The sequence below is a fragment of the Paenibacillus sp. FSL R5-0519 genome (genome assembly GCF_037974275.1).
Classification (GTDB): Bacteria; Bacillota; Bacilli; order Paenibacillales; family Paenibacillaceae; genus Paenibacillus.
Genome location: NZ_CP150234.1, coordinates 2092428 through 2111972 on the forward strand (window position 1 = coordinate 2092428; position 19545 = coordinate 2111972).

16 protein-coding genes are annotated in these 19545 nt (G+C 43.5%); 9 read left to right on the forward strand and 7 right to left on the reverse strand.

Going from position 1 to position 19545, the window contains the following annotated elements; all coding sequences use genetic code 11:
• Nucleotides 1-22: 22 nt before the first annotated feature.
• Complete coding sequence (locus MKY73_RS09565; RefSeq protein ID WP_339307090.1) at nt 23-4717, forward strand: RHS repeat-associated core domain-containing protein; 4695 nt, start codon at nt 23-25, stop codon at nt 4715-4717.
• Between the two features lie 18 nt (nt 4718-4735).
• Nucleotides 4736-5167, forward strand: coding sequence for a hypothetical protein (locus MKY73_RS09570; protein WP_339307092.1), 432 nt, complete (start codon nt 4736-4738; stop codon nt 5165-5167).
• A 754-nt stretch (nt 5168-5921) separates the two neighbouring features.
• Here MKY73_RS09570 and MKY73_RS09575 read toward each other — a convergent pair.
• Together MKY73_RS09575 and MKY73_RS09580 are read right to left on the reverse strand one after the other, a co-directional pair.
• A complete protein-coding gene (locus MKY73_RS09575) occupies nt 5922-6080 on the reverse strand; it encodes a hypothetical protein (protein ID WP_339307093.1) in 159 nt (52 codons plus the stop codon).
• A 354-nt stretch (nt 6081-6434) separates the two neighbouring features.
• Nucleotides 6435-7001 (reverse strand): DUF4879 domain-containing protein, encoded by a 567-nt coding sequence (locus MKY73_RS09580; RefSeq protein WP_339307095.1) that lies wholly within the window; start codon nt 6999-7001, stop codon nt 6435-6437.
• Between the two features lie 609 nt (nt 7002-7610).
• Between MKY73_RS09580 and MKY73_RS09585 the strand changes: the two genes are divergently transcribed.
• The 5 genes from MKY73_RS09585 (at nt 7611) to MKY73_RS09605 (ending at nt 10717) form a co-directional block, all read left to right on the forward strand.
• Nucleotides 7611-8831 (forward strand): WXG100 family type VII secretion target, encoded by a 1221-nt coding sequence (locus MKY73_RS09585; protein WP_339307097.1) that lies wholly within the window; start codon nt 7611-7613, stop codon nt 8829-8831.
• A gap of 12 nt (nt 8832-8843) precedes the next feature.
• Entirely contained in the window at nt 8844-9443 is a 600-nt protein-coding gene (locus tag MKY73_RS09590; protein WP_339307099.1) for a pentapeptide repeat-containing protein, read from the forward strand.
• A 131-nt stretch (nt 9444-9574) separates the two neighbouring features.
• A complete protein-coding gene (locus MKY73_RS09595; RefSeq protein ID WP_339307101.1) occupies nt 9575-9991 on the forward strand; it encodes a hypothetical protein in 417 nt (138 codons plus the stop codon).
• 74 nt (nt 9992-10065) lie between these two features.
• Nucleotides 10066-10236, forward strand: a complete 171-nt coding sequence (locus MKY73_RS09600) for a hypothetical protein (protein WP_339307103.1) — start codon at nt 10066-10068, stop codon at nt 10234-10236.
• Nucleotides 10237-10597: 361 nt separating this feature from the next.
• Entirely contained in the window at nt 10598-10717 is a 120-nt protein-coding gene (locus MKY73_RS09605) for an HNH endonuclease signature motif containing protein (protein ID WP_339307105.1), read from the forward strand.
• A gap of 583 nt (nt 10718-11300) precedes the next feature.
• On the opposite strand, the gene MKY73_RS09610 is transcribed toward MKY73_RS09605, so the two are convergent.
• Nucleotides 11301-11729, reverse strand: coding sequence for a hypothetical protein (locus tag MKY73_RS09610; protein ID WP_339307107.1), 429 nt, complete (start codon nt 11727-11729; stop codon nt 11301-11303).
• An 803-nt stretch (nt 11730-12532) separates the two neighbouring features.
• A complete protein-coding gene (locus MKY73_RS09615; protein ID WP_339307109.1) occupies nt 12533-12751 on the reverse strand; it encodes a helix-turn-helix transcriptional regulator in 219 nt (72 codons plus the stop codon).
• A 113-nt stretch (nt 12752-12864) separates the two neighbouring features.
• On the opposite strand from MKY73_RS09615, the gene MKY73_RS09620 reads away from it, so the two are divergent.
• Complete coding sequence (locus MKY73_RS09620; protein WP_339307111.1) at nt 12865-13134, forward strand: DUF6809 family protein; 270 nt, start codon at nt 12865-12867, stop codon at nt 13132-13134.
• A 138-nt stretch (nt 13135-13272) separates the two neighbouring features.
• Here the strand turns inward: MKY73_RS09620 and MKY73_RS09625 are convergent, their stop codons facing one another.
• Nucleotides 13273-14652: a right-handed parallel beta-helix repeat-containing protein gene (locus tag MKY73_RS09625; protein ID WP_339307113.1), complete on the reverse strand. Its 1380-nt coding sequence runs from the start codon at nt 14650-14652 to the stop codon at nt 13273-13275.
• Between the two features lie 525 nt (nt 14653-15177).
• On the opposite strand from MKY73_RS09625, the gene MKY73_RS09630 reads away from it, so the two are divergent.
• A complete protein-coding gene (locus MKY73_RS09630) occupies nt 15178-17160 on the forward strand; it encodes an ATP-dependent DNA helicase (RefSeq protein WP_339307114.1) in 1983 nt (660 codons plus the stop codon).
• Between the two features lie 510 nt (nt 17161-17670).
• On the opposite strand, the gene cysK is transcribed toward MKY73_RS09630, so the two are convergent.
• Together cysK and MKY73_RS09640 are read right to left on the reverse strand one after the other, a co-directional pair.
• A complete protein-coding gene (gene cysK, locus MKY73_RS09635) occupies nt 17671-18627 on the reverse strand; it encodes a cysteine synthase A (protein WP_339307116.1) in 957 nt (318 codons plus the stop codon).
• A gap of 148 nt (nt 18628-18775) precedes the next feature.
• On the reverse strand, nt 18776-19159 hold the full coding sequence (locus tag MKY73_RS09640; protein WP_339307118.1) for a hypothetical protein: 384 nt from the start codon (nt 19157-19159) through the stop codon (nt 18776-18778).
• Nucleotides 19160-19545: the final 386 nt, after the last annotated feature.

Genomic DNA, 19545 nt, shown 5'->3' on the forward strand with positions numbered 1-19545 from the left:
AAATCTAGGTTGAGGTGATGGAGTGTTTAAGAAAATAACGATTATTTGGTTATGCGTCATATTGGTTCTTAGTGGATTCGGTACTTTTGGATATGGAGGACAAACAGCAGCGGCGGCAGAAGGTAGGGATTCCCTCCCTTCCGCTACCTACATTACAATCCATAGTTTAAAAGAGCAATTTGGTATCAAAGAAGATTGGATCGAGAAGAAACTAGATCAGGGTTACTCGTTGTACCAGTTGTATAAAGCTTTACAGACAGATCGCACAGGCGGCGAGGCTGCTGAAAAATGGCTAGAAGCACAAGAAATAAGCGAACCGATTCAAATGGAGGGGCTACGCCCTTCCGGTTCATCACAGCAAAACAACTTTTCGATTAATGCTCTTAATGAGGATACTCCAGGTACGGGAACGACCGTGGACGAAACTGGACTTAACCATGTCGATATCCGAGATGACGCATCGCTTTATATGACGTCTTATGGAGCGGAGTCCATCTCTACTGCTACAGGGGAATTGATGATTCAGAGTACTGACCTTTCTCTACCTGGACTCATTCCGTTTGATCTGACACGCGTCTATGACAGCGCTAGAGCCACTGGGCAACTTGGCGTTGAATATGACGAAACGACACAAACGTATTCCAATAAGGTTACGCCACGCAAGGAAGAACTTTCTGCTGGATTGGGGCAAGGCTGGCGTTGGGACATTCCTTTCATGGAAAAACGTGGCGATAATCAGTATATTCAGATTCCAGGCGTGGGCAATTACCGCTTAAACGCGAACCTGGAACTGGAAGGTTACGTATGGAATGACTTAACCGTTAAGGGAGATGCGACCGTGACTGTTAATGGCGTATCTAGCAGTTATCGTCTATCCATCCGAAACGGCTACGATTATCTATTTAATGAAGCCGGAGAACTGTTGCAAATTACAGATGGCTACCGCAATACCGTGAACTTTCACTATACGACATTGAACGGAAATCAAGCTATTGCACGAATTGAAAACAGCGAAGGTCAGGCGCTGACATTTGCTTATGACAACCTGAAGGTTACTGTACAGCTTGCCGGAACGGATCGGAAGGCAACGTACACGCAACGCGAGGACGAAGGCATTCGTATTTTGCGAGAATACACAGATGCTCTCGATCGGACAACGACGTATACGTATTATTATCCGGAATCGAAATTCAACTTTTTACCTGAGTTGCAAAGCAATCAAAATGCTCAAGGTGTGATGCATACAGCTTTACTATCGCGTATTACAAGCCCTTCATCAGCTATAACAGATTATGCATATATTCCTGCGCTGAAGCAGATTGGCGAAGCTTCATCCCATTTCGTATTTAAAGTAAGAGAGCGCAAGAGCCAGTTTAGTACAACGGAAGGCGAAGGCGTTCTGGACAAGGTTAACTTTGAATATTCTGGAGAAGACCTGGAAGCATACGGTCAACCCGCATCATGGACAACAAAAGTGAAAGCAGAGAACACTGTAGATACTTGGACGTTCTCCAAAACGTTTAGCGCTGCAGCTCATCCAGATTTGGTTCGCGCAGATAAGCACACGTTAACTGGAGATGACGTGACTTATTCCACGGAGTTGCAGTACGATAATCAGACGAAGCGAAACCTTCCGACTCAAATAACGGAGTGGGTTAGTGAGGGTGGACGTGCTGGCGAAAAGCTGATAACGACTATTGCATATGATGCCAACGGCATGGTGACGTCCGAAAAGCAAAGTACAGGACAGGAATCTACCTATGCGTATGAAACAGGCAAAGCTCCATACAACTGGATCAAGCCTGTCCGTTCTACCAGCAAGATTAATAGTACCTTGGAGAGATACACCGAAACAACCTATAACAGCCAAGGTTCCGTTCTAGGGAGCACAACTAAAAATGGATACGGCGGTCAGTTGCTCACTGAATCGGAAGTGAAGCTGGATGATAAAGGAAGAGTCATCAGCACTACGGATAAAGGCGGCTATTTAGCTAAAGACAGCGTAGCTACGTTGAGTTATCAGGCTAATGCAGGGCATTTGGTGAAATCCAAGTCCATGACCGTGAATGATGCTGCCGGTAAAGCAGAAGCTCTCGTGGAATCGTATGAATATACGAATGCTGGTGAACTGGAAAAGACAACCGATGCATCCGGGGAACAGGAATCGTATCAGTATGATAAGGAAGGGCGACTTCTGCAAATCGTGCATGCTGATGGTACGAAATCAACTACGGCGTACAATGATGTTAAGAACATCATTACAAATACATCACCAGATGGCATTGTCACGACCGAGCGGTATAATCCGCTAGGCCTTTTGGTAGAAGAGCAGACGGCTGAGGCTACGTACAAATACGCCTATGACCGCGAAGGTAATGTAACGGCTGTTGAGGATGCCGAAGGTAATGTTACGAGAGCTGTAGTCGACGCGTTTGGACAAACGATAGAGACAAAGTATCCAGACGGGACCATTGGAACAACCAATATTGATGCTGTGGGTCAAACAGTGACCTATAAGGACGCTGCTGACAATCAAACACGGGAGAAGAAGGATTTACTTGGTCGAGTGACGGCGGTGGAAGAATATCGGAATGGTGCATATGTTCCGTTACAACAAACCGAGTATGATATCGATGGTAACGTAATTGCATCTATCGATGGTAACGGTCAACGAACGACCTATACGTATGATGCACTTGGACAGATCACGACGGTAACCACACCGAAGCAAGAGACAAGCCGCTACTTCTATAGCTATCAGGGCCAAGTGACACAGATCGTATCACCGAATACGCAAACAGTCACAAAACAGTATGATGAATTGGGAAGACTCATTAAACAGACGCATCCGAGTCCAGCCGGGTATGCGACAACGTTATATTACGATAAGAAAAGTAATCTGATTAAAAAACAGGATCGACTTGGGAAAGTAACAGAGTATACGTATAACAGTGACAACATGCTCACAGGTATGAAAGCACCGGATACGGATGTATCCTATACGTACGACGAGATTGGCCGCAGAACATCGATGACCGATGATCATGGAAAGACCACGTACAGTTATCAAGCAGCAGATGGGATGTTGAACGGACTGACGTTCCCGGATGGGACACGATTTGATTACGAAAACAATACCCAGCAGCGTCTAGGGTATACCTTAACGGATGCCAAAGGACAATCCTTGCGCATTCACGGCGAAGTAGATGCCATGAATCGGGTAACCTCCATGGATATTACCTCGGGTTCAGGAGGGGCCTCTGCACTCGCAGCATCGGGAACGACGCCTGTGGATCGTATGACATTCAGTTATGCGTCCAATAGCTTGCTGGAGAAATTGTCGTTTGGCAAGGGCCTCAGCACAAGCTACCAGTTCAGCGGCTATGACCTGTCGGGAATCACGATCTCTCAAGGGACATCTGCGGTGCAACAGTTCACCTATGAATATGATGGGAATAAAAACATTACGTCCCGTACACAGAATGGGGAAACTGATCAATACACATACGATGAATTGAGCCGGATTCAGACCGAAACGGGCACGCAAAAAGAAACGTATACTTATGACCCGAATGGTAACCGGTACAGTACCGGAAGTGGTAAGGTATACGGTCTAAAGGATGCACAGTACACGTATGACAGCCAGAATCGTCTGATCAAAGCAACGGGTGAAGGCAAAACGGTAACCTACAGCTATAATGGAGATGGACTGTTGTATGAACGTACGGAAGGCGACCAAACGATTCGTTATTACTACGATGAAGAAGCCAAACTTATGGCTGAGGGCACTGTAACGTCTGGAAAAGCAGAGCTGACATATGCCTATATCTATGATCTGTATGGGCAATTATGGGCTCGCCAGGACAAACAAACAGGTAAACTGGAATACTACCAGTTGAATGGTCATGGCGATGTCGTTGGCCTCGTGGACGATGCAGGGAAAGTGCTGAACAGCTATACCTATGACATCTGGGGTGGACCGCTAACGACGGAAGAAACTGTTCCGAATATGCTTCGTTATGCCGGAGAATATTGGGATGATACGGTAGGGCTGCAATATCTGCGAGCACGTTGGTATGATCCAGGCATGGCACGTTTCATTGGAGAGGACACTTACGAAGGTGAACTGAATGATCCATTGAGTTTGAATCTGTATTCTTATGTGAGTAATAATCCAACAAAATATGTGGACCCAAGTGGCCACAATAAAAGACCTGGTAAAAACTCGTTAGAAGGTTTGGGACAAGGTAGTGGTAGTGCAAGCGCAGGGCGTATGGGCCCTAATGGAGGTTCGGGAGGTGGTGGAAGTCGGGGGGGAAGCGGGTCAGCAAAAAGTAAGCCATCAACTTCAAATAATGGACAATCCACCAAAGGGTCGAATAATGTCTCAAGTGCCAAAGGGCTTATTGGTAAAGACTTTGAAGCTTACTTGACCAAGCGGTTAGGTGGAAATGGAAGCTTCTCAAAAGGTGGTCGTGACTTTGATGGTGGTGTCGGAAATAAATGGTGGGAAGCAAAATCAGGAAATTATTGGGATAAGATTTTAGAAGGAAAGAATGGTGGAGTAGCAAAGTTTAAATCAGATATGGGTTCTAGGCTTGAGATTGCAAAAAGTAATGATGCGAAATATTATTTGTATTCAAACACTAAAATACCTCAGCAGATCAAAGATTGGCTGACTAAAAAAGGGATTGGATTCAAGGAATTTTTAGATTGAAGATAAGGGGGATTTTGCATGTCTGTTTCAATATCCATTGAAATAAGTTTATCAAAGAAAATCTCAAGAATGACTATTCTTCGCAAACTCGAAGATTTCGGTTGGTCTTATAACGATCAAGGAAAAGTGACTTATCTACCGATTGGAGATGATGATGAATTTAATTGGCAACGTAAATCAATTCCTCCAGAGGAGTTACTTAAGATTTTAGTCATAAAGGATAATCAAAGAGAATTAATTGGAGTGGCAATGACTTGGAAAGATACTGACGTAGGGGGAACATTTTTAATTGAAGAGAATGGTACCATACTTATGAGTCCTGATATCAATCGAAAAGTCCTTGATGTAGAAAGTTATAACAAAATAACTGACGTAAATTGGTATGTAACTAAACTAATACCTGTATTTGGTCAATTATTTGAGTCTATTTCTTATAATGAGAATGTATAGTTTCCTACGCTTAAACCTTGGGGCAATGTCCTTAAGGTTTTTTCTTTTTGGCCGATAGAATTGATTAAGTAGAGGAGTTATTCATTCTTGAAGGAAAAGATAACTGCTGCAATGAAAATAGGCAAAGCAAGAAGAAGTGCTTAATTGTGATATGAATTAGAACGATCGATGTAGTTTGAACTTGTATTCTTATATGAGTAATAATCAGTTGTTATAATGATCTATCAGGTACGTAAAAACTTGACATCTTAAAAAGTTGAAATGTTGATTAATGCTGCAACTAGAGGAGACAACTCTTACAAAGCAAATCTCAAGAAATGCAATTTATAGTGATAGAGGTCCTGAGTGTATTTATGCACAATTTGCACAAATATTATGTATTTATTAGGCATTTTCCAAAGCAAGTCTGGCTAAAATACAATCTATTAAATTTGTGGCTAGTGTTTTAGAGATTGCAAAATATTTTGCTTTTTCTGAGTGAGGAAACCAGATTCATTACTTGTATATTCGGATAAATGCTCAATGGGAAGTTTGTTGAAAAGACAACTTGGGTCAAGATGGCCAGAGATGAAATGGCACGTTATATGGCAGAGTACAAGATTACAGATGTGAAGGATGTAAGAATCTTTGATCGGTTGAACTTTGGCTTTTTAGAAGAGCGATCTAACGAGAGCACGTTTTTTTCATACAAGCAGAGGGAAAGCAGCCTACTGTGCAATGGGTTGGTTTCAGTACAAAGTCGCGCATTTTAATATCACGATGAGAAAAGGCGCAGGGATGTATATCCCTGCGCCTGATCAAGAATCAAATCCGTGTCCATCAATCCAGAACTTGTTAACGGATAATTAGCTCGCTCCAGGGCCGCACGAATTAGAGACTTCGCGGAATCTTTGTCAGCAAATACATTGTCCATGCGTATACGGCTTCCTTAGCACCATAACGAAGCATCAGCTTGTATTCCATCTCCATATGTCGCGCCAACAAGGAGGAACCTGCAATTTTACCATCAGCATCGATTAAGGGATTAAAGCCACTGTTTTTTTCCTCTGCTTTGTTCCACGCTCCTGAAATTCTTGGCATGCTTCGTCAAAGCCGTTTAAGAAAATATACTAACACAATTGTTAGCAGAAGAGTGGGTTGTCACGTCAAATTTAGGCACGATCCGATTTGTATCCGAAGCTGATGAGCTTTTAGGCGTACCTCCCCGTATTCCTCATGATAGAACCAGGATAGCAATTCCTCCAATATTCAGATTACATCTTTCCTGTTAACGAACATTAATCCAAGCGGTCCACTGTGTTGGAATATTAATGGAATAGACCGTACCTACAAATTGTCCGCCTGTTGTATTAGGGGATTCAGAAACCCAAGAATGGGCAAAAGCATCTACGACACGATCACCGTCCAGATCAATAGCTTCAGACCAGTTGTTGGTCATAGTATTGCCAGCGAGTTTGCCGTAGTGACTACTGTCATAACCGATCTGGAACGTAATACACTGAATCCAAGCCCCACCATGATCATTGGTCGTAGAGAGTGGGTTGTTATTGAAGCCGTAAATTTCTTGACCGCCATTCGGAGATACAACACCGTATACGTTAATGTGAGATACCTTCGGAGCAGGCGCAAACAGAACTGGACCACCCGTATCTTTAGCCTTCTGCGCTTCAAATTCAGCTTTAGCTGCTTTCACAGCTTCACGGAATTCTTTGGAATTAATAATTTCTTCCTTTGTCAACGGTTTGGCTTGAGTCACGTCACCATCTGCATAGGCAGCTACATTAAACGAAAGCACTAGAACAAGTATAAGAGCTAAACTAAACAATTTTCTCATAGCAATAAATTCCACCTTTCTTGTTATGGGTATTCTTTTACAAAAACATGCCATTACGACAAATAGACCTGCTTGCAGATTAAAGCTTCTTGCCCTCCTCTCTTATGAAAATGGTAGAACTCTACAGGCTAGAAAACTCTATGAAGTAGGAATGTATATGTAAAATGAATGCCTGCCAATGATTATGTGTTGCAGACAAAATGGAAAACTCATTTATACGCATTGATATCTTAGCTATGATAGGCTCTGATACCCATCTTGAAAATATAAGATTCCAAAATAATTATTTAAATTGTAATATATTCCATTTATACAAACATATAGTACCCCTATCTATCACTTTAAGTCAAGTATTTCATTAATTCTATTTTTTATTAAATCATGCTGCTCATCGCAGTAAATTGCCATAGTATCCTTTAGTCGTCAAATTGAAGGACACCCTCAGGAACATGTCTACACCTACATAGAGATCGTATGGGGCTGAAGGACGGATATAAATCATTCTGAGCGTGGATTCATGCAGTGAAATCAGGAGATTAGCCGGATGTCATTGGCATTAAACTTCTGCTAACATAGTCTTATCATATTTAAGATGAGCGGTGAAAATGGATGAGTACCATTAAAGTAACCCCGGAACAGTTACATCACGTATCGAATCAAGTAGATCAGGCGAGACATCAAATGGAGCATATACGGGAGGATCTCTCAAGACAGATCATGTTCCTTCAGCAGATGTGGCTGGGTGTGACGCAGGAGCGATTCTACTATGAATTTGAGCAGTCGCGCCCTGTATTGCAGAAGGCGCTGGAGAGTATGGTGGGCATCTCCAAGGAACTCAAGGATATCGCTATGCGGTTTGAGAATGCTGATGCTGAAAAGGTGAGTCTTGGAAGTGCTGTTGGCGCTGTGGGTGCGGGAGTAATGATGAAGACCTTGGGTAATGATGCGAGTACGGAGGATAAAGGCTACCGGATGGCGCAAGTCAATGTGTATGGGAAGCTGATGTGGATGCCTGTGAACGAGAATGGTGTTACGGATCAGGCTGCGCTCCAGGCATATAAGAAGGATCAGGGGCATTTGGATATTAATCGGATGCAAGCTACGGATGCTGAAGCGCCAGGAGAAGATATTTATGCGATGCAGATCAAAGCCTTTGAAAATGGAATTCATCCCTACACAGGTGAGCCTGTATCCGATAAGTATGCTCAGATGATGCTGACTTCTCTGAAATTCAGCCAACTATTTATGGCATTTCAGATGGTTCGCGGGAGTATGCCGGGTGGCAAAGGGCCGTTTCGCGTACCTTCTTCTCATCCAGCTGTGGCGAAGATTAAAAAGAATTTGGAAGCGGCTGAGGCAAGGAAAGCAAGTAATATTAAAGGGATGGGTAAAGATACATACACTGGAGGCAGGAATCACAAAGAGTTGGATGATTTAGCTCGAGATCCTTCAGGTGGTGATAAAATAGAACCAAAAAATATAAATGAAAGAGATGTTGGATTACAATTAGAAGCAAGAGGTGATTTAGGGAGAATAATACGTGATTCACAAGCAGATAAGGGCGCAGAGTTCATTGATACCACTACGGGCATAAAGTGGGACGTGAAGAGTTTTGAATCATATCCAAGTGGTAGGAACGGAATACCTATAACCAATCCTAAAAAGGGTGCTTTTACTATTCAAAATGGTATGCAAAAAATACATGAGGAATTTGCTAAGGGGCATGACGTAATTATTGATACGAAAAAAATGGTGCCAGAGCATATTGAACAACTGAAGAAAGCAATTGATAAAGAAGGAATAGCCCATAGAATATTATGGTTCCCCTAAAGGAGTGGAAAAATGGAAGAAAAAGATATTATTAATATGTTTGTTTTGCATAAAAAGTGGGTTGAGACAATTGGTGTTGAAGGTGAGCAGTTAAAGTTAGATGAAGTTGATTTAAGAGTTTTTGACTTATCTAATGTATTACTTGAACAATCCTATTTAATAGATTGTACTTTTGATGATCTCAAACTGGAAAATATTGATTTTCATTCATCATTATTAGCCTCATCAACTTTTATCAATACATGTTTAGATCAATGTGATTTTTATAAATCAGATCTCAGGTATACGGATTTTTCCAACTGCATCATTAAAAATAGTAGATTTAGTAAAGGGGATTGTTGGGAAGCAGCATTTAATAACGCATGTTTAGTTGATTGTAATCTGATTAATGTATCTTTCCATTTAACCGATTTTAGAAATGCAAGACTAGAAAATATAGATATAAGTGTATCGACATTTAAAGATACGTTGTTAAACGGGGCAACACTAAAGGGTATTAAAGGGATAGAAGAAGCTTTTTTTCAGAGTATAAATATTGGCACACCGGAAAAACCATTGCTGTTAGAAAAAGAAGAAGCTAGGAGATGGTTTTTAGAAAAATGTGAATCTTAAATATTTATTTCATTACATTAAACAGGTTGATCTTAGTTAGGTACCACGATGATTGACCTGTTTGTCATATCTTCGTTTTCCGGAGATGTTGTAGATAACAAATGAGTTTAATAAGAGTAAGGATGATGGCTTTGACTTTACAAAAAACAGTGGAAACATTGCATCAGTGGATTGATCAGAATTGGTCGACATTAGATCAGACAGAATTAAAGACAACGAGAGAGACTGTAGACTCTTTATACAATAAATTGATATCTGAAATAGATCATACGGACAACTCAGATCATTTATTGGAAGCAATCAATTACGAACTTACTCATTTCTTTCTGTCCATTCCTTGTGTAATGAAGATGTATCAAAGATTGATTTGGTTAAATCCATCCAACCTGTTTTACTATGAATGGTTCACAGATTACCTTTTACAATATGGTCCCGATTGGGAGGAAGAGGCGAATGCTTTAATCGAACTTTATATGAAAGAAGATTTTCAAAATGCTTGCGATTTTTCACAAAAGATTGAGCAAGTTAAAGATTTTGAGAATAAGTAATCCATGTCCAGGTATCATTTAAGATGGTGACCCTATAAAAGACTTCATCAATGGTTTGAATAGGAGGAGATATTTTGACTACTCAAATGAATGAGGTAATTTTTTCGACTAATTTATCTAAAGCCGTTGATAAGATAAGGAAGACTAAAAACATTTCAAGCGATATCGTTAAGTTTGTCATAGAGCCCGTTGAGGAACAGGGGAAAATGTTAGATGGTGGTAATGAAACATCTTGTGTTATCTAAAGAGAATATTGGTGGTAAAAACTATGGTTAGAAGATTCTGTTGGGGTTTTAGGAGGGTTTTTTCCGAAAGCTCCTATATGGATTAATGTATCTTTTATAAAAATTGAAGGAGATACTGCTATCTTCAAGCTGGAAACCAGTTTGCATTTTAGAAAACCGACTTTATTATGAAATGCTGAAACAGGTCATGCTTCTTTTAAAGCCATTGTATAAAGTATGTGAAGATTGTTTAATATCTTCATAGAAATTTATTGCAGTTTCAGATGAGCCGCAAGAGACAGTTAGAGAACAAATTGTTAAAAACAGAATCGGCCAGGGTATTTTCAAACAGAGATTACGAGCACTTGAGGAAAAATGTAAGTTGTGTGGGATTGATAATCCGAATCTTTTAAGAGCTAGCCACACAAAGCCTTGGAGTGTGTCTAGTAACAAAGAAAGACTCGATCAATATAACGGTTTTCTACTATGTCCAACCCATTGACATCCTTTTTGATAAGGGTCTAATAATTTTTCGTGATGACGGCTTTATTTTGGTCTCTCCATTACTTGAAGCCCATAATAAGATATTGATGAACGTACATGAAGAAATGAAAGTAAATCTCCTAGAGCGGCACAAGGTTTACTTGGAATATCACAGAGAGCGCATATTTAAAACTCAATAAAACACAGGTAACCTTCGGTCTTAGATAAAGCGGTTAATTTTGTTGGAAAAATAAAAAAAAGGAGGACGCGCTAACGTACTCCTTATTACCCAGGGTATCCCCCGGCTGAGATAGCGTCCCGTCGCGCGCGGCATTTATCGACTCCGCCGCTTTTTTTGCATTCCATCATAACGGAAAGCTGAGGGATACATATGAGAAGCAGATGAAACTTTGTTGTAGCGCGAACTTGAAGTCATGGAGGGCATCCTTGAGTCAAAGGAACAGTATCGTAAAATCGTCAAGGCATGGATTGCCCAGTGGTTGAAAGACCTACAGTCTGAAAATAAAAAAGATGCAGACTGTAAAGGATTTGGAACGTCTCATCGAGTTGGATATCAAGCTTCAGCAGGATGAGTTGTGAATTTAATGAAAGTCTTTGGATTCTAATAACTCATCGATAATTTGCAAGATAATAGTGTATGTGACTACTTTTTTATTAAACCGTTTGTTAGTTTGAGTTGCGCCAATCATAATAAAAAGAATAAACAAGTACATAGGAATAAATAGTAACTTTTCTGGTACTGAAGAAGGAACTATACTAAAAAATCCGACAATCAAGCTAATTAAAACAGCGAAAATTGCAATATTATTGCTTTGGGCACCCCCTAGTGATAATTGAGCTTGATAGTGGGTTCGGATATTCTTCAGCTCGTTTTCAACGTTTATTCCTTGCTTCGCGGAATTATGCACTATGTATCCCAGGCTTATTCTTACTTTCTCTACGTGCTCAGGATTTTTTATTTTTATTGCATTTAAGTACTCTTCGAGAGATTGCACTTTAGTATAAAACATATATCTCCTCCTTTGAATTTAATATCGGAATACGAAGTCCCAAATTAAATAATTGGGGGATGAATGTATGAGGATTACTGATTAAATCCGTAGTAACACTATAGTAACTCGATGATATTATAAATCCATAGAAGTATGAAGAAATGTAGAAGGTAAGGAAACTTTTCCTACCTTCTATTTTTATGTCCGGTGAAACATTGAAATGGTATCATAAAACCATTTTTTTATTTGCGAATTCAGTTCTTTCGGCCGCAGTAGTGTCTGTTCATCCCGATATTTCGCATGCGTTCTACAACTTTCTGCGTATGGGAGACACGCCAACTTAGAATGGCAGAAATCGTTAGATGCAATCAAGAACTTACTGGATTCTCCACTTCCCTCGCCTGGTTATCAGAATGGAAGGTCGCTGGACAAGCTTGATACGATTCAGCGGATTATGATCATGGTGCGTGGAGCTTGTGCTGGTGAAGTAATTCTTAACGAACGTTGTAACGATGTGATTGATATCGTAGCTGTTGACCCTGCGACAATTTGGTTCAGGAGAGAAGAGGATATGAATCAACTTGTTCCTTGGAAATACATCAAAAAATCCACGTCCCCGTTCTGTTAAGGAATGGTTGGTCAATAGAAAAAGATTAATACGCCGACATTCATCTATAGAGAGTTCTATCTTATGGTTGATGATCCTTACAAACGAACGCCCATAGCAAGTTTGAAAGGGTGAATACATTACCAGGGTACTAGTTTGGCTTTGCTTTCAGCATGAAAGGACTTAGCCACGGGTATATGAAGTTCAAGCCAAATCAATTTGATGGATAAGGCTTTCTTACATCCGTCCGATTCAAAAGATAATCTGTACTTGTCTGATGATAGTCAGCCAGCTTAATCAATATAGCGGTTGGAATGTCCAACTCGCCACGTTCATAGTTACTATAAACACGTTGACTACAGCCAAGATAGGTGGCCATTTGTGTTTGGGATAAATCTTTGTCTTCACGTAAATTGCGTATACGAGCGTACATTATTATCACCTCACCAACATCATACTTTAGCGTGTTATCCGCTATTGATTTTTAGCGGAAAATCCGCTAAAGTATAGTGAGAATAGTTGGTAAAAAGACTAGGTGGGGATAACATGTCAAACCTGATCGAAGATTTGTTTCACGGAAATCTGCGGTTGGACGAATCGATTCACCCTGAGCATACCGAGTATCAGGAGATCAATCGCCAGATATCGGATCTAATGCAGGAGTACAAAACACAGCTTACGGGGAACGAATACGATGCTTTGGAGCAACTGATAGACTTAATCGGACAATCCACGTCCATGTATGTGGAAGCCGCGTTTGAGCAAGGTTTTCGCACAGGCGGCAGACTGATGATTGAGGTTTTAGCCAAGCCCTGAGTATTTATCTATCTACCTCATAAGCCAGCAGACAATACACAGCAATTCAAAAATCCCCTCATCCATTACCACCGAGCAGGCTGGCATGGGAAAGGGGATTTAACTTTTAAATTATTCTTTTATCATATTACCTACCACCTACCGCGCTCCAATATTTGTACCTGATGGCGTACCTGACCCAATCAGATCACTGCCGTTCGCAAGCTTCAGGAAATTGCCCAGGACAGGCGTTCCGTCCGCGCTGCGCGTTACCGAAGGCACGAGGGAGACAAAGTCGGCTGCGCTGGCGAGCAGGCCTTTGGCGTTCTCGCTTTTTTTGTTCTTCCACCAGACGTTAGTGCTGCTGACGTCGGTTCCGCTGGTTTTGTCACTGGCGCCGCCTTGGAAAGACAGGTTGTTGGTGAAGATGTGGGTGCCTACATCAAAGGCAAAGTTGCTTTGCCCGTTGTTCCAGGAGGTGTTATTTTTCATCTGGATCGAACCGGGATTGCTGTTGTAGGTGAAGCCGTGCTTTTTATTGTTAAACGCAATGCTGTTCTCGACGATATGATTTACCGCAATCTTCTCACCGCCGAGCTTGAAGCCATTGCCATCGCTGTTGGAGGTGGAAGTGCCGTCTGATGTCGCGCCGTTACCGTAGGCGATGCTGTTACGGATCGTAACCGCGCCGATGGCGCCTGTGTCCGTTTTGCTATAGAGATCCCAGCCATCGTCCACGTTATAGGCCGCAATACAACCATCGAAGACATTGCCCGGGCCTACGGTCAGTTTGGCCGCAAAACCGTCTGCATCCTCGCCGTCATCCGGGTCATAGTTGTTGTGGGAGTACGAACGAATCACTTCATTATATGCAGGCCATTCACTCTTGGCGGCTGTGGAAGCATAACGCCCCATTTGAATACCCGTATCCCGGTTGTGATGAGCCTCGATCTGCTCCAGGCGGTTGTAGCTGCCTCCGATGAAGATGCCGTTATCGCCCGCACCCTTCACCTCAAGCCCTTTGACGAACCAGTAGTCTCCGAACATTTGCAGTCCACGATTGGTGGAAGCGAAGGCTTGGGCTGAGAAATCAAAGACTGGTTTTTCCGATCCATACGCCACCAGGTTTTTGCGTTGGCTCGATGTGCCGCTGTTGCCACGTTCAATGGTAATGGTCTGGGAGAAGTTATAGGTACCGCCCCGTAGATAGATCGTTTTGCCCGGTGCGATCTGGGTTAATGCGTTAGCCAGTGACGTTGGACTGTTGATCGTACCCGGATTGCTGGCTGAGCCGTTAGGGGAGACATAGAGATCACCCGCAGCAAGTGTCATACTTGAGGTGACGGCTGCTTCTGATGGGTTATTTGGCAAGCTACTCTCGATCAGTTCCGCCGCACCAACCGATCCACCACCAATCAATAATAGAGGAAACGCGGCACTCAGACAGAGTTGGGCCATTTTGGATTTGAGGGAGCGTTCCTTCTGAGAACGGGCAGATCGTGCAGATACATGAGTAGATTTGGATGGAAATAATTTCATTACGTAGACCTCCTTGGTTAATGGGAAATAGAATGCGTGAGCTGCTGTTGCTTTGTGCCGGACAGGTGAATCATTGGGGTAAGTCATTGCGATTGGACAGAACCCATCTGAACAGCACAGCTTCATGGTAAATGTTGTAAACGTTATCATCAATAATCATTTGCTCAGATTGGTGCACAAGCTGACGTAGCAGGCTTCTCCGGTTCGAACGCCATGCATTGCATAGGTGGCACATAATCCTGCCATCGGTTCATCGCCCTCATTTAACAGCCCATCCTCCCAAATGAATGTAATAAGGCTCTCTTTTGTCCATAGATGACACTCAAACACACCCTTAATCCACCAAAATCAACCTCGGTATCAACCGATGACGATGGGGAAAAGGGCATTGGTGATTGCAAAAATACGTCCTTCATTTATCGTGTCAAAAAAATGTTGTAATCCACGTCATGACGTGAGATAATTAACTTTTGCCCAGCGGCCTTTTTGGAACGGAAAATTGGAATTGGACCGCTTTGTCTAAGAATGGAGGCTGACCTAGGATTGTCTACACAACGTTATCCTTTTGCATATGATCCGGCTGAACCTTTTGTATCCCGTCTCGGGGAATGGGTTGCCGATGTTTTTTACGATATTTTGCCAGAGTCCGGCTTCGAGGTACGGGATGAACAGATTTTTATGGCGTACCAGCTCGAACGGGCCTATGGAGATAAAAAGACCATTATGGCGGAGGCCGGTGTCGGAACAGGCAAGACGTTAGTCTATCTGCTCTACGCGGTCTGTTATGCACGTTATACGGGAAAACCGGCGGTGATCGCCTGTGCCGATGAGTCCTTGATTGAACAGCTTGTGAAGCCCGGCGGAGATATTGCGAAGCTGGCTGCACATCTGGATCTGGAAGTGGACGCACGTCTGGGTAAGTCACCGGACCAATACGTCTGTCTGAACAAATTAAGTGCGATGCGATTTGCGGATGAAGATGCCCCTGTTATTGAAGAAGTGCATGAGAGTCTGCCGGATTTTGTGAACACGCCGGGTACACTTCAGGCTTTCCATCCGTATGGTGACCGCAAACAGTATCCACATCTGAATGATCGTCAGTGGAATAAAATCAACTGGGACCCGTTTCAGGATTGTTTTGTGTGTCCAAAAAGACAACGCTGCGGCCTGACGCTGTCGCGTGACCATTACCGTCGTTCCAAAGATATCATCATCTGTTCCCATGATTATTACATGGAGCATGTCTGGACCTACGATGCGCGCAAACGCGAGGGACAATTGCCACTGCTGCCTGATCACAGCTCAGTTGTATTTGATGAAGGACATTTGCTGGAAGAAGCAGCCCTGAACGCACTGAGCTACAAATTGAAACACCGCATCTTCGAGGAACTCGTGACTCGCCTGCTTGAAGGTGAGATTCGTGAATCCCTCGCGGAGCGTGTGGATGAAGCGATTGAGAGCAGTGAGCGACTGTTTGCATTGCTGGATACGTATACGGTGGCGATTCCGGGATCGGAACGGAAAGAAGTTCGGGTAGAGCCGCCACTGCTGCGTGAGATTGAACGTCTGACGAGTGTGCTGGATGCGATCGGTGAGGAACTGGTATTTGAGAGTGGATTGTTCTCGCTGGATGGTTATCAGATGCGTGTCGTGGAAGAACATTTGGACATGATTCAGTCTGCACTTGCCTTGTTCCGCAAGGAAGATGGTTACATCTGTTGGGCGGAAGAGAGCGAGGATGAGACAACCTTATCGATCATGCCGCGTACCGTGAAGGAAATGCTGAACGAGCGGGTGTTCAACACAGGTATTCCAATCGTGTTCTCCTCTGCAACGTTATCTGTGGATAGTTCATTCCGTTATGTAGCGGACAGCCTGGGCATTGATGATTTTGTATCGTTCTCGGTGGCTTCCCCGTATGATTATGCGGACAAAATGAAGATGAAAATTACCAATGAAGCTGTACCGGGTCACCCGGAGAACGAAAATCGCATGCGTGATGCGGTGTCGTTACTACAGGAGAGTGGAGGACGTGCGCTGATTCTGTTCCGTACGATGGAAGAACTACGGGCGTTCAAGCAGGACATCGTTCATGTACCTGGAGCAGAAGGTTTGCGCTTTATGTATGAGGGCGACCGGGAGATCAGTGATCTGATCGCGGCGTTCCAGCAGGATGAGGAGAGTGTGCTGTGCTCCGTTAATCTGTGGGAAGGACTGGACGTTCCAGGCCCGTCATTATCCAATGTCATGATCTGGTCGCTTCCGTATCCACCACAGGACCCTGTCTTCAATGCAAAACGCAGTGCGTCGGCAGCACCATACGAAGAGATTGATCTTCCGTATATGCTCTTGCGTGTGAAGCAAGGTCTCGGACGGCTGATTCGGACAAGCACGGATTCCGGTTCCGCGGTCATTCTCGATGAATCGCTGTATACCAAAAAGGAAGCCAAAGACCGCATTGCGGCTCTGCTTCCTGAAGGTGTGGAATGGACAACCCTGATACACTAATTAGCTTACGTTAGATGTTCTTGCTTTATTTTTAATGATAAGGCTTCTTGATAAAATAAGTTCTTGTTCTCTGCGGATTCACCATTCGTATGGGAGCAAGAGCTTATTTGTTTATTTTGATGGTTCCACTAGTGTACTTCTCTTCCCTTTTTTCGAGGGATCTACCCTCGCTCCTCGCTACTAATCGCTCCAACATTCTAACGAACCTACCGCACCTTATTAGGATGATAATGAAGTGATGTAAATTCTAACGAATCTCAGTAACGTTATCCCGCCGAAAATGGCTTTTAAGCCTGTAAATCGACCGAATTTGGAAAATAACGTCGCTGTGATTCGTTACCTGTCAAACCTGCGCAAATGAGAGCAAATAGCGTGTGTCAGGTTCATTAGAACCAATGAACGCCAAATGAACACTAAATGAAATGAGCGATAATAAAGAAGGGCTTCTGTCATCCGTATGACTTATGGGACATGGAAGCCCCTTTTTGATGTGTATAGATTTTTGCTGTGTTAAAAAATATCCATGCTCAGATACCGTTCCCCGGTATCCGGCGCAATGCAGAGCACTCGGTGCCCCGGCCCTAGTTCCTTCGCGATGCGAAGGGAGGCCCACACCGAAGCCCCAGAGGAAGGGCCGAGTAACAGCCCTTCCCGGGCAGCAAGCTGTCGCATCGTCTCCAGTGCGTCCTCATCGGACACCTGGATGATGGCATCCCACACGTCGGTATTCAGGATGTCCGGAATGAACCCCGGACTTGTACCGACGAGCTTGTGTGGTCCGGGCTCGCCACCGGACAACACCGGAGACCCTTTAGGCTCCACCGCATAGATGCGGATATCGGGTAAATGCTTGCGCAGCTCCTCTCCCGTCCCGGTTATGGTTCCGCCAGTTCCCGCCGTCGCGATGAAGGCGTCCAGCCTGCCATCCATCTGCTGCATAATCTCGGGAGCCGTCGTGATCCGGTGAATGTCCGGGTTCGCCTGATTCTCGAACTGCTGCGGAATGAAGCTGCCCGGAATGTCTGCCTGAAGTTCTTTCGCTTTGCGAATCGCACCTGGCATCCGCTCCGCGGCAGGGGTGAGCACCACATCTGCGCCGTAGGCTTTCAGGATATTGATGCGTTCCTTGGACATATTGTCCGGCATGATCAGAATAGCTTTATATCCCTTTGCGGCGGCATTCATCGCAAGGCCAATCCCGGTATTGCCACTGGTTGGTTCGATGATGGTTGCGCCGGGTTGCAAGTGACCCGCACGTTCAGCCTGAACGATCAGATTGTATGCGGCACGGTCTTTGACGCTGCCACTCGGGTTAAAGTATTCCAGTTTCACGTATACGTCAGCGGAGTCGCTGCCTGTGAGTCGGTTTAGTTTAACGGCAGGTGTGTGGCCGATCAGTTCGGTTACATCTGCTGCAATGCCTGTATGTGCGGGTGTTTGTTTAATCGAATGGGTATTCAAATCCATGAAGTACAACTCCTTGATTGATAAGACGTTGAGAGTATATCCTGTTGAAATCAATTCCTCCCTTATTGGAATGGTTGGATATCTCTTCTCCATCTTAATGAACACAGCTAGCGATGGTCAACTTGTTTTCAATAGTGTCAGAGCTACATCAGGTCTGCGCCAAGTCCATCTGCAGATGCCGACTGAGTTCTTTTTTGACTTCATTGCGTGCAAATGTCCACAGCATGTAGAACCGTTGCCAATACCCCCTGCACATATACAGAGTTTCGATACCATCTGCTTCACGGTTCTCTTCCAGTACCTTGACACCGCGGGTTCTCATCTGTTTACGAAGGGCCAACATCTCCTTGAGCACATTGTTCTGAATGCGGGTCAGCGACAGAATGTAGACTTCAGGCATCTTCAGCATCAGCGTATCCAGTGTACGAATATCTCGTTCAAGTACATCCAGCAATAGCGTGCGCACAACCAGACCTTTGATCAGACGATGGTCTTCATCCGCAGGGGATGGGGCGGAAGTTGAGGATGTCATATGTTCACTTCCTTAGCCATAAATATATCGTTCTAATTAGGAACAAACGTTCCTGTTTATAGTATAGTCAGCATAATCCTGAGCCATGCAGGTTTCAACCTGAAAATATTTACATTCTCTCTTAAAGGCAGGTTGAATCACTTAAAAGTCCTTGTGAAATAAGTCTCGTAGGCAATTTCAACTTGTCGGAATGCAGAACATAAAAGGAGAATGTACTCCCCGTGTTTAGAGTTTGTTTATAGTAGCTCGTTATAATATCTTTAAAATTTCAAACCACACTGAAAGGAGTACTAATATTTAAAAATACATATTCAATAGATCTACGTCTAATGCATATACGAGCATAGTAGTTGAGCAGCTCTTAAGTAGATTTAAAAGGTTGACAC

Bases quoted from the DNA above. Each gene is read 5' to 3' on its own strand.
- MKY73_RS09570 (WP_339307092.1), top strand. From the start codon at position 4,736: ATGTCTGTTTCAATATCCATTGAAATAAGTTTATCAAAGAAAATCTCA.
- MKY73_RS09610 (WP_339307107.1), bottom strand. From the start codon at position 11,729: ATGTTTTATACTAAAGTGCAATCTCTCGAAGAGTACTTAAATGCAATA.
- MKY73_RS09575 (WP_339307093.1), bottom strand. From the start codon at position 6,080: ATGGACAATGTATTTGCTGACAAAGATTCCGCGAAGTCTCTAATTCGT.
- MKY73_RS09620 (WP_339307111.1), top strand. From the start codon at position 12,865: ATGTCAAACCTGATCGAAGATTTGTTTCACGGAAATCTGCGGTTGGAC.
- MKY73_RS09625 (WP_339307113.1), bottom strand. From the start codon at position 14,652: ATGAAATTATTTCCATCCAAATCTACTCATGTATCTGCACGATCTGCC.
- MKY73_RS09590 (WP_339307099.1), top strand. From the start codon at position 8,844: ATGGAAGAAAAAGATATTATTAATATGTTTGTTTTGCATAAAAAGTGG.
- cysK (WP_339307116.1), bottom strand. From the start codon at position 18,627: ATGGATTTGAATACCCATTCGATTAAACAAACACCCGCACATACAGGC.
- MKY73_RS09615 (WP_339307109.1), bottom strand. From the start codon at position 12,751: ATGTACGCTCGTATACGCAATTTACGTGAAGACAAAGATTTATCCCAA.
- MKY73_RS09640 (WP_339307118.1), bottom strand. From the start codon at position 19,159: ATGACATCCTCAACTTCCGCCCCATCCCCTGCGGATGAAGACCATCGT.
- MKY73_RS09580 (WP_339307095.1), bottom strand. From the start codon at position 7,001: ATGAGAAAATTGTTTAGTTTAGCTCTTATACTTGTTCTAGTGCTTTCG.
- MKY73_RS09585 (WP_339307097.1), top strand. From the start codon at position 7,611: ATGAGTACCATTAAAGTAACCCCGGAACAGTTACATCACGTATCGAAT.
- MKY73_RS09630 (WP_339307114.1), top strand. From the start codon at position 15,178: ATGGAGGCTGACCTAGGATTGTCTACACAACGTTATCCTTTTGCATAT.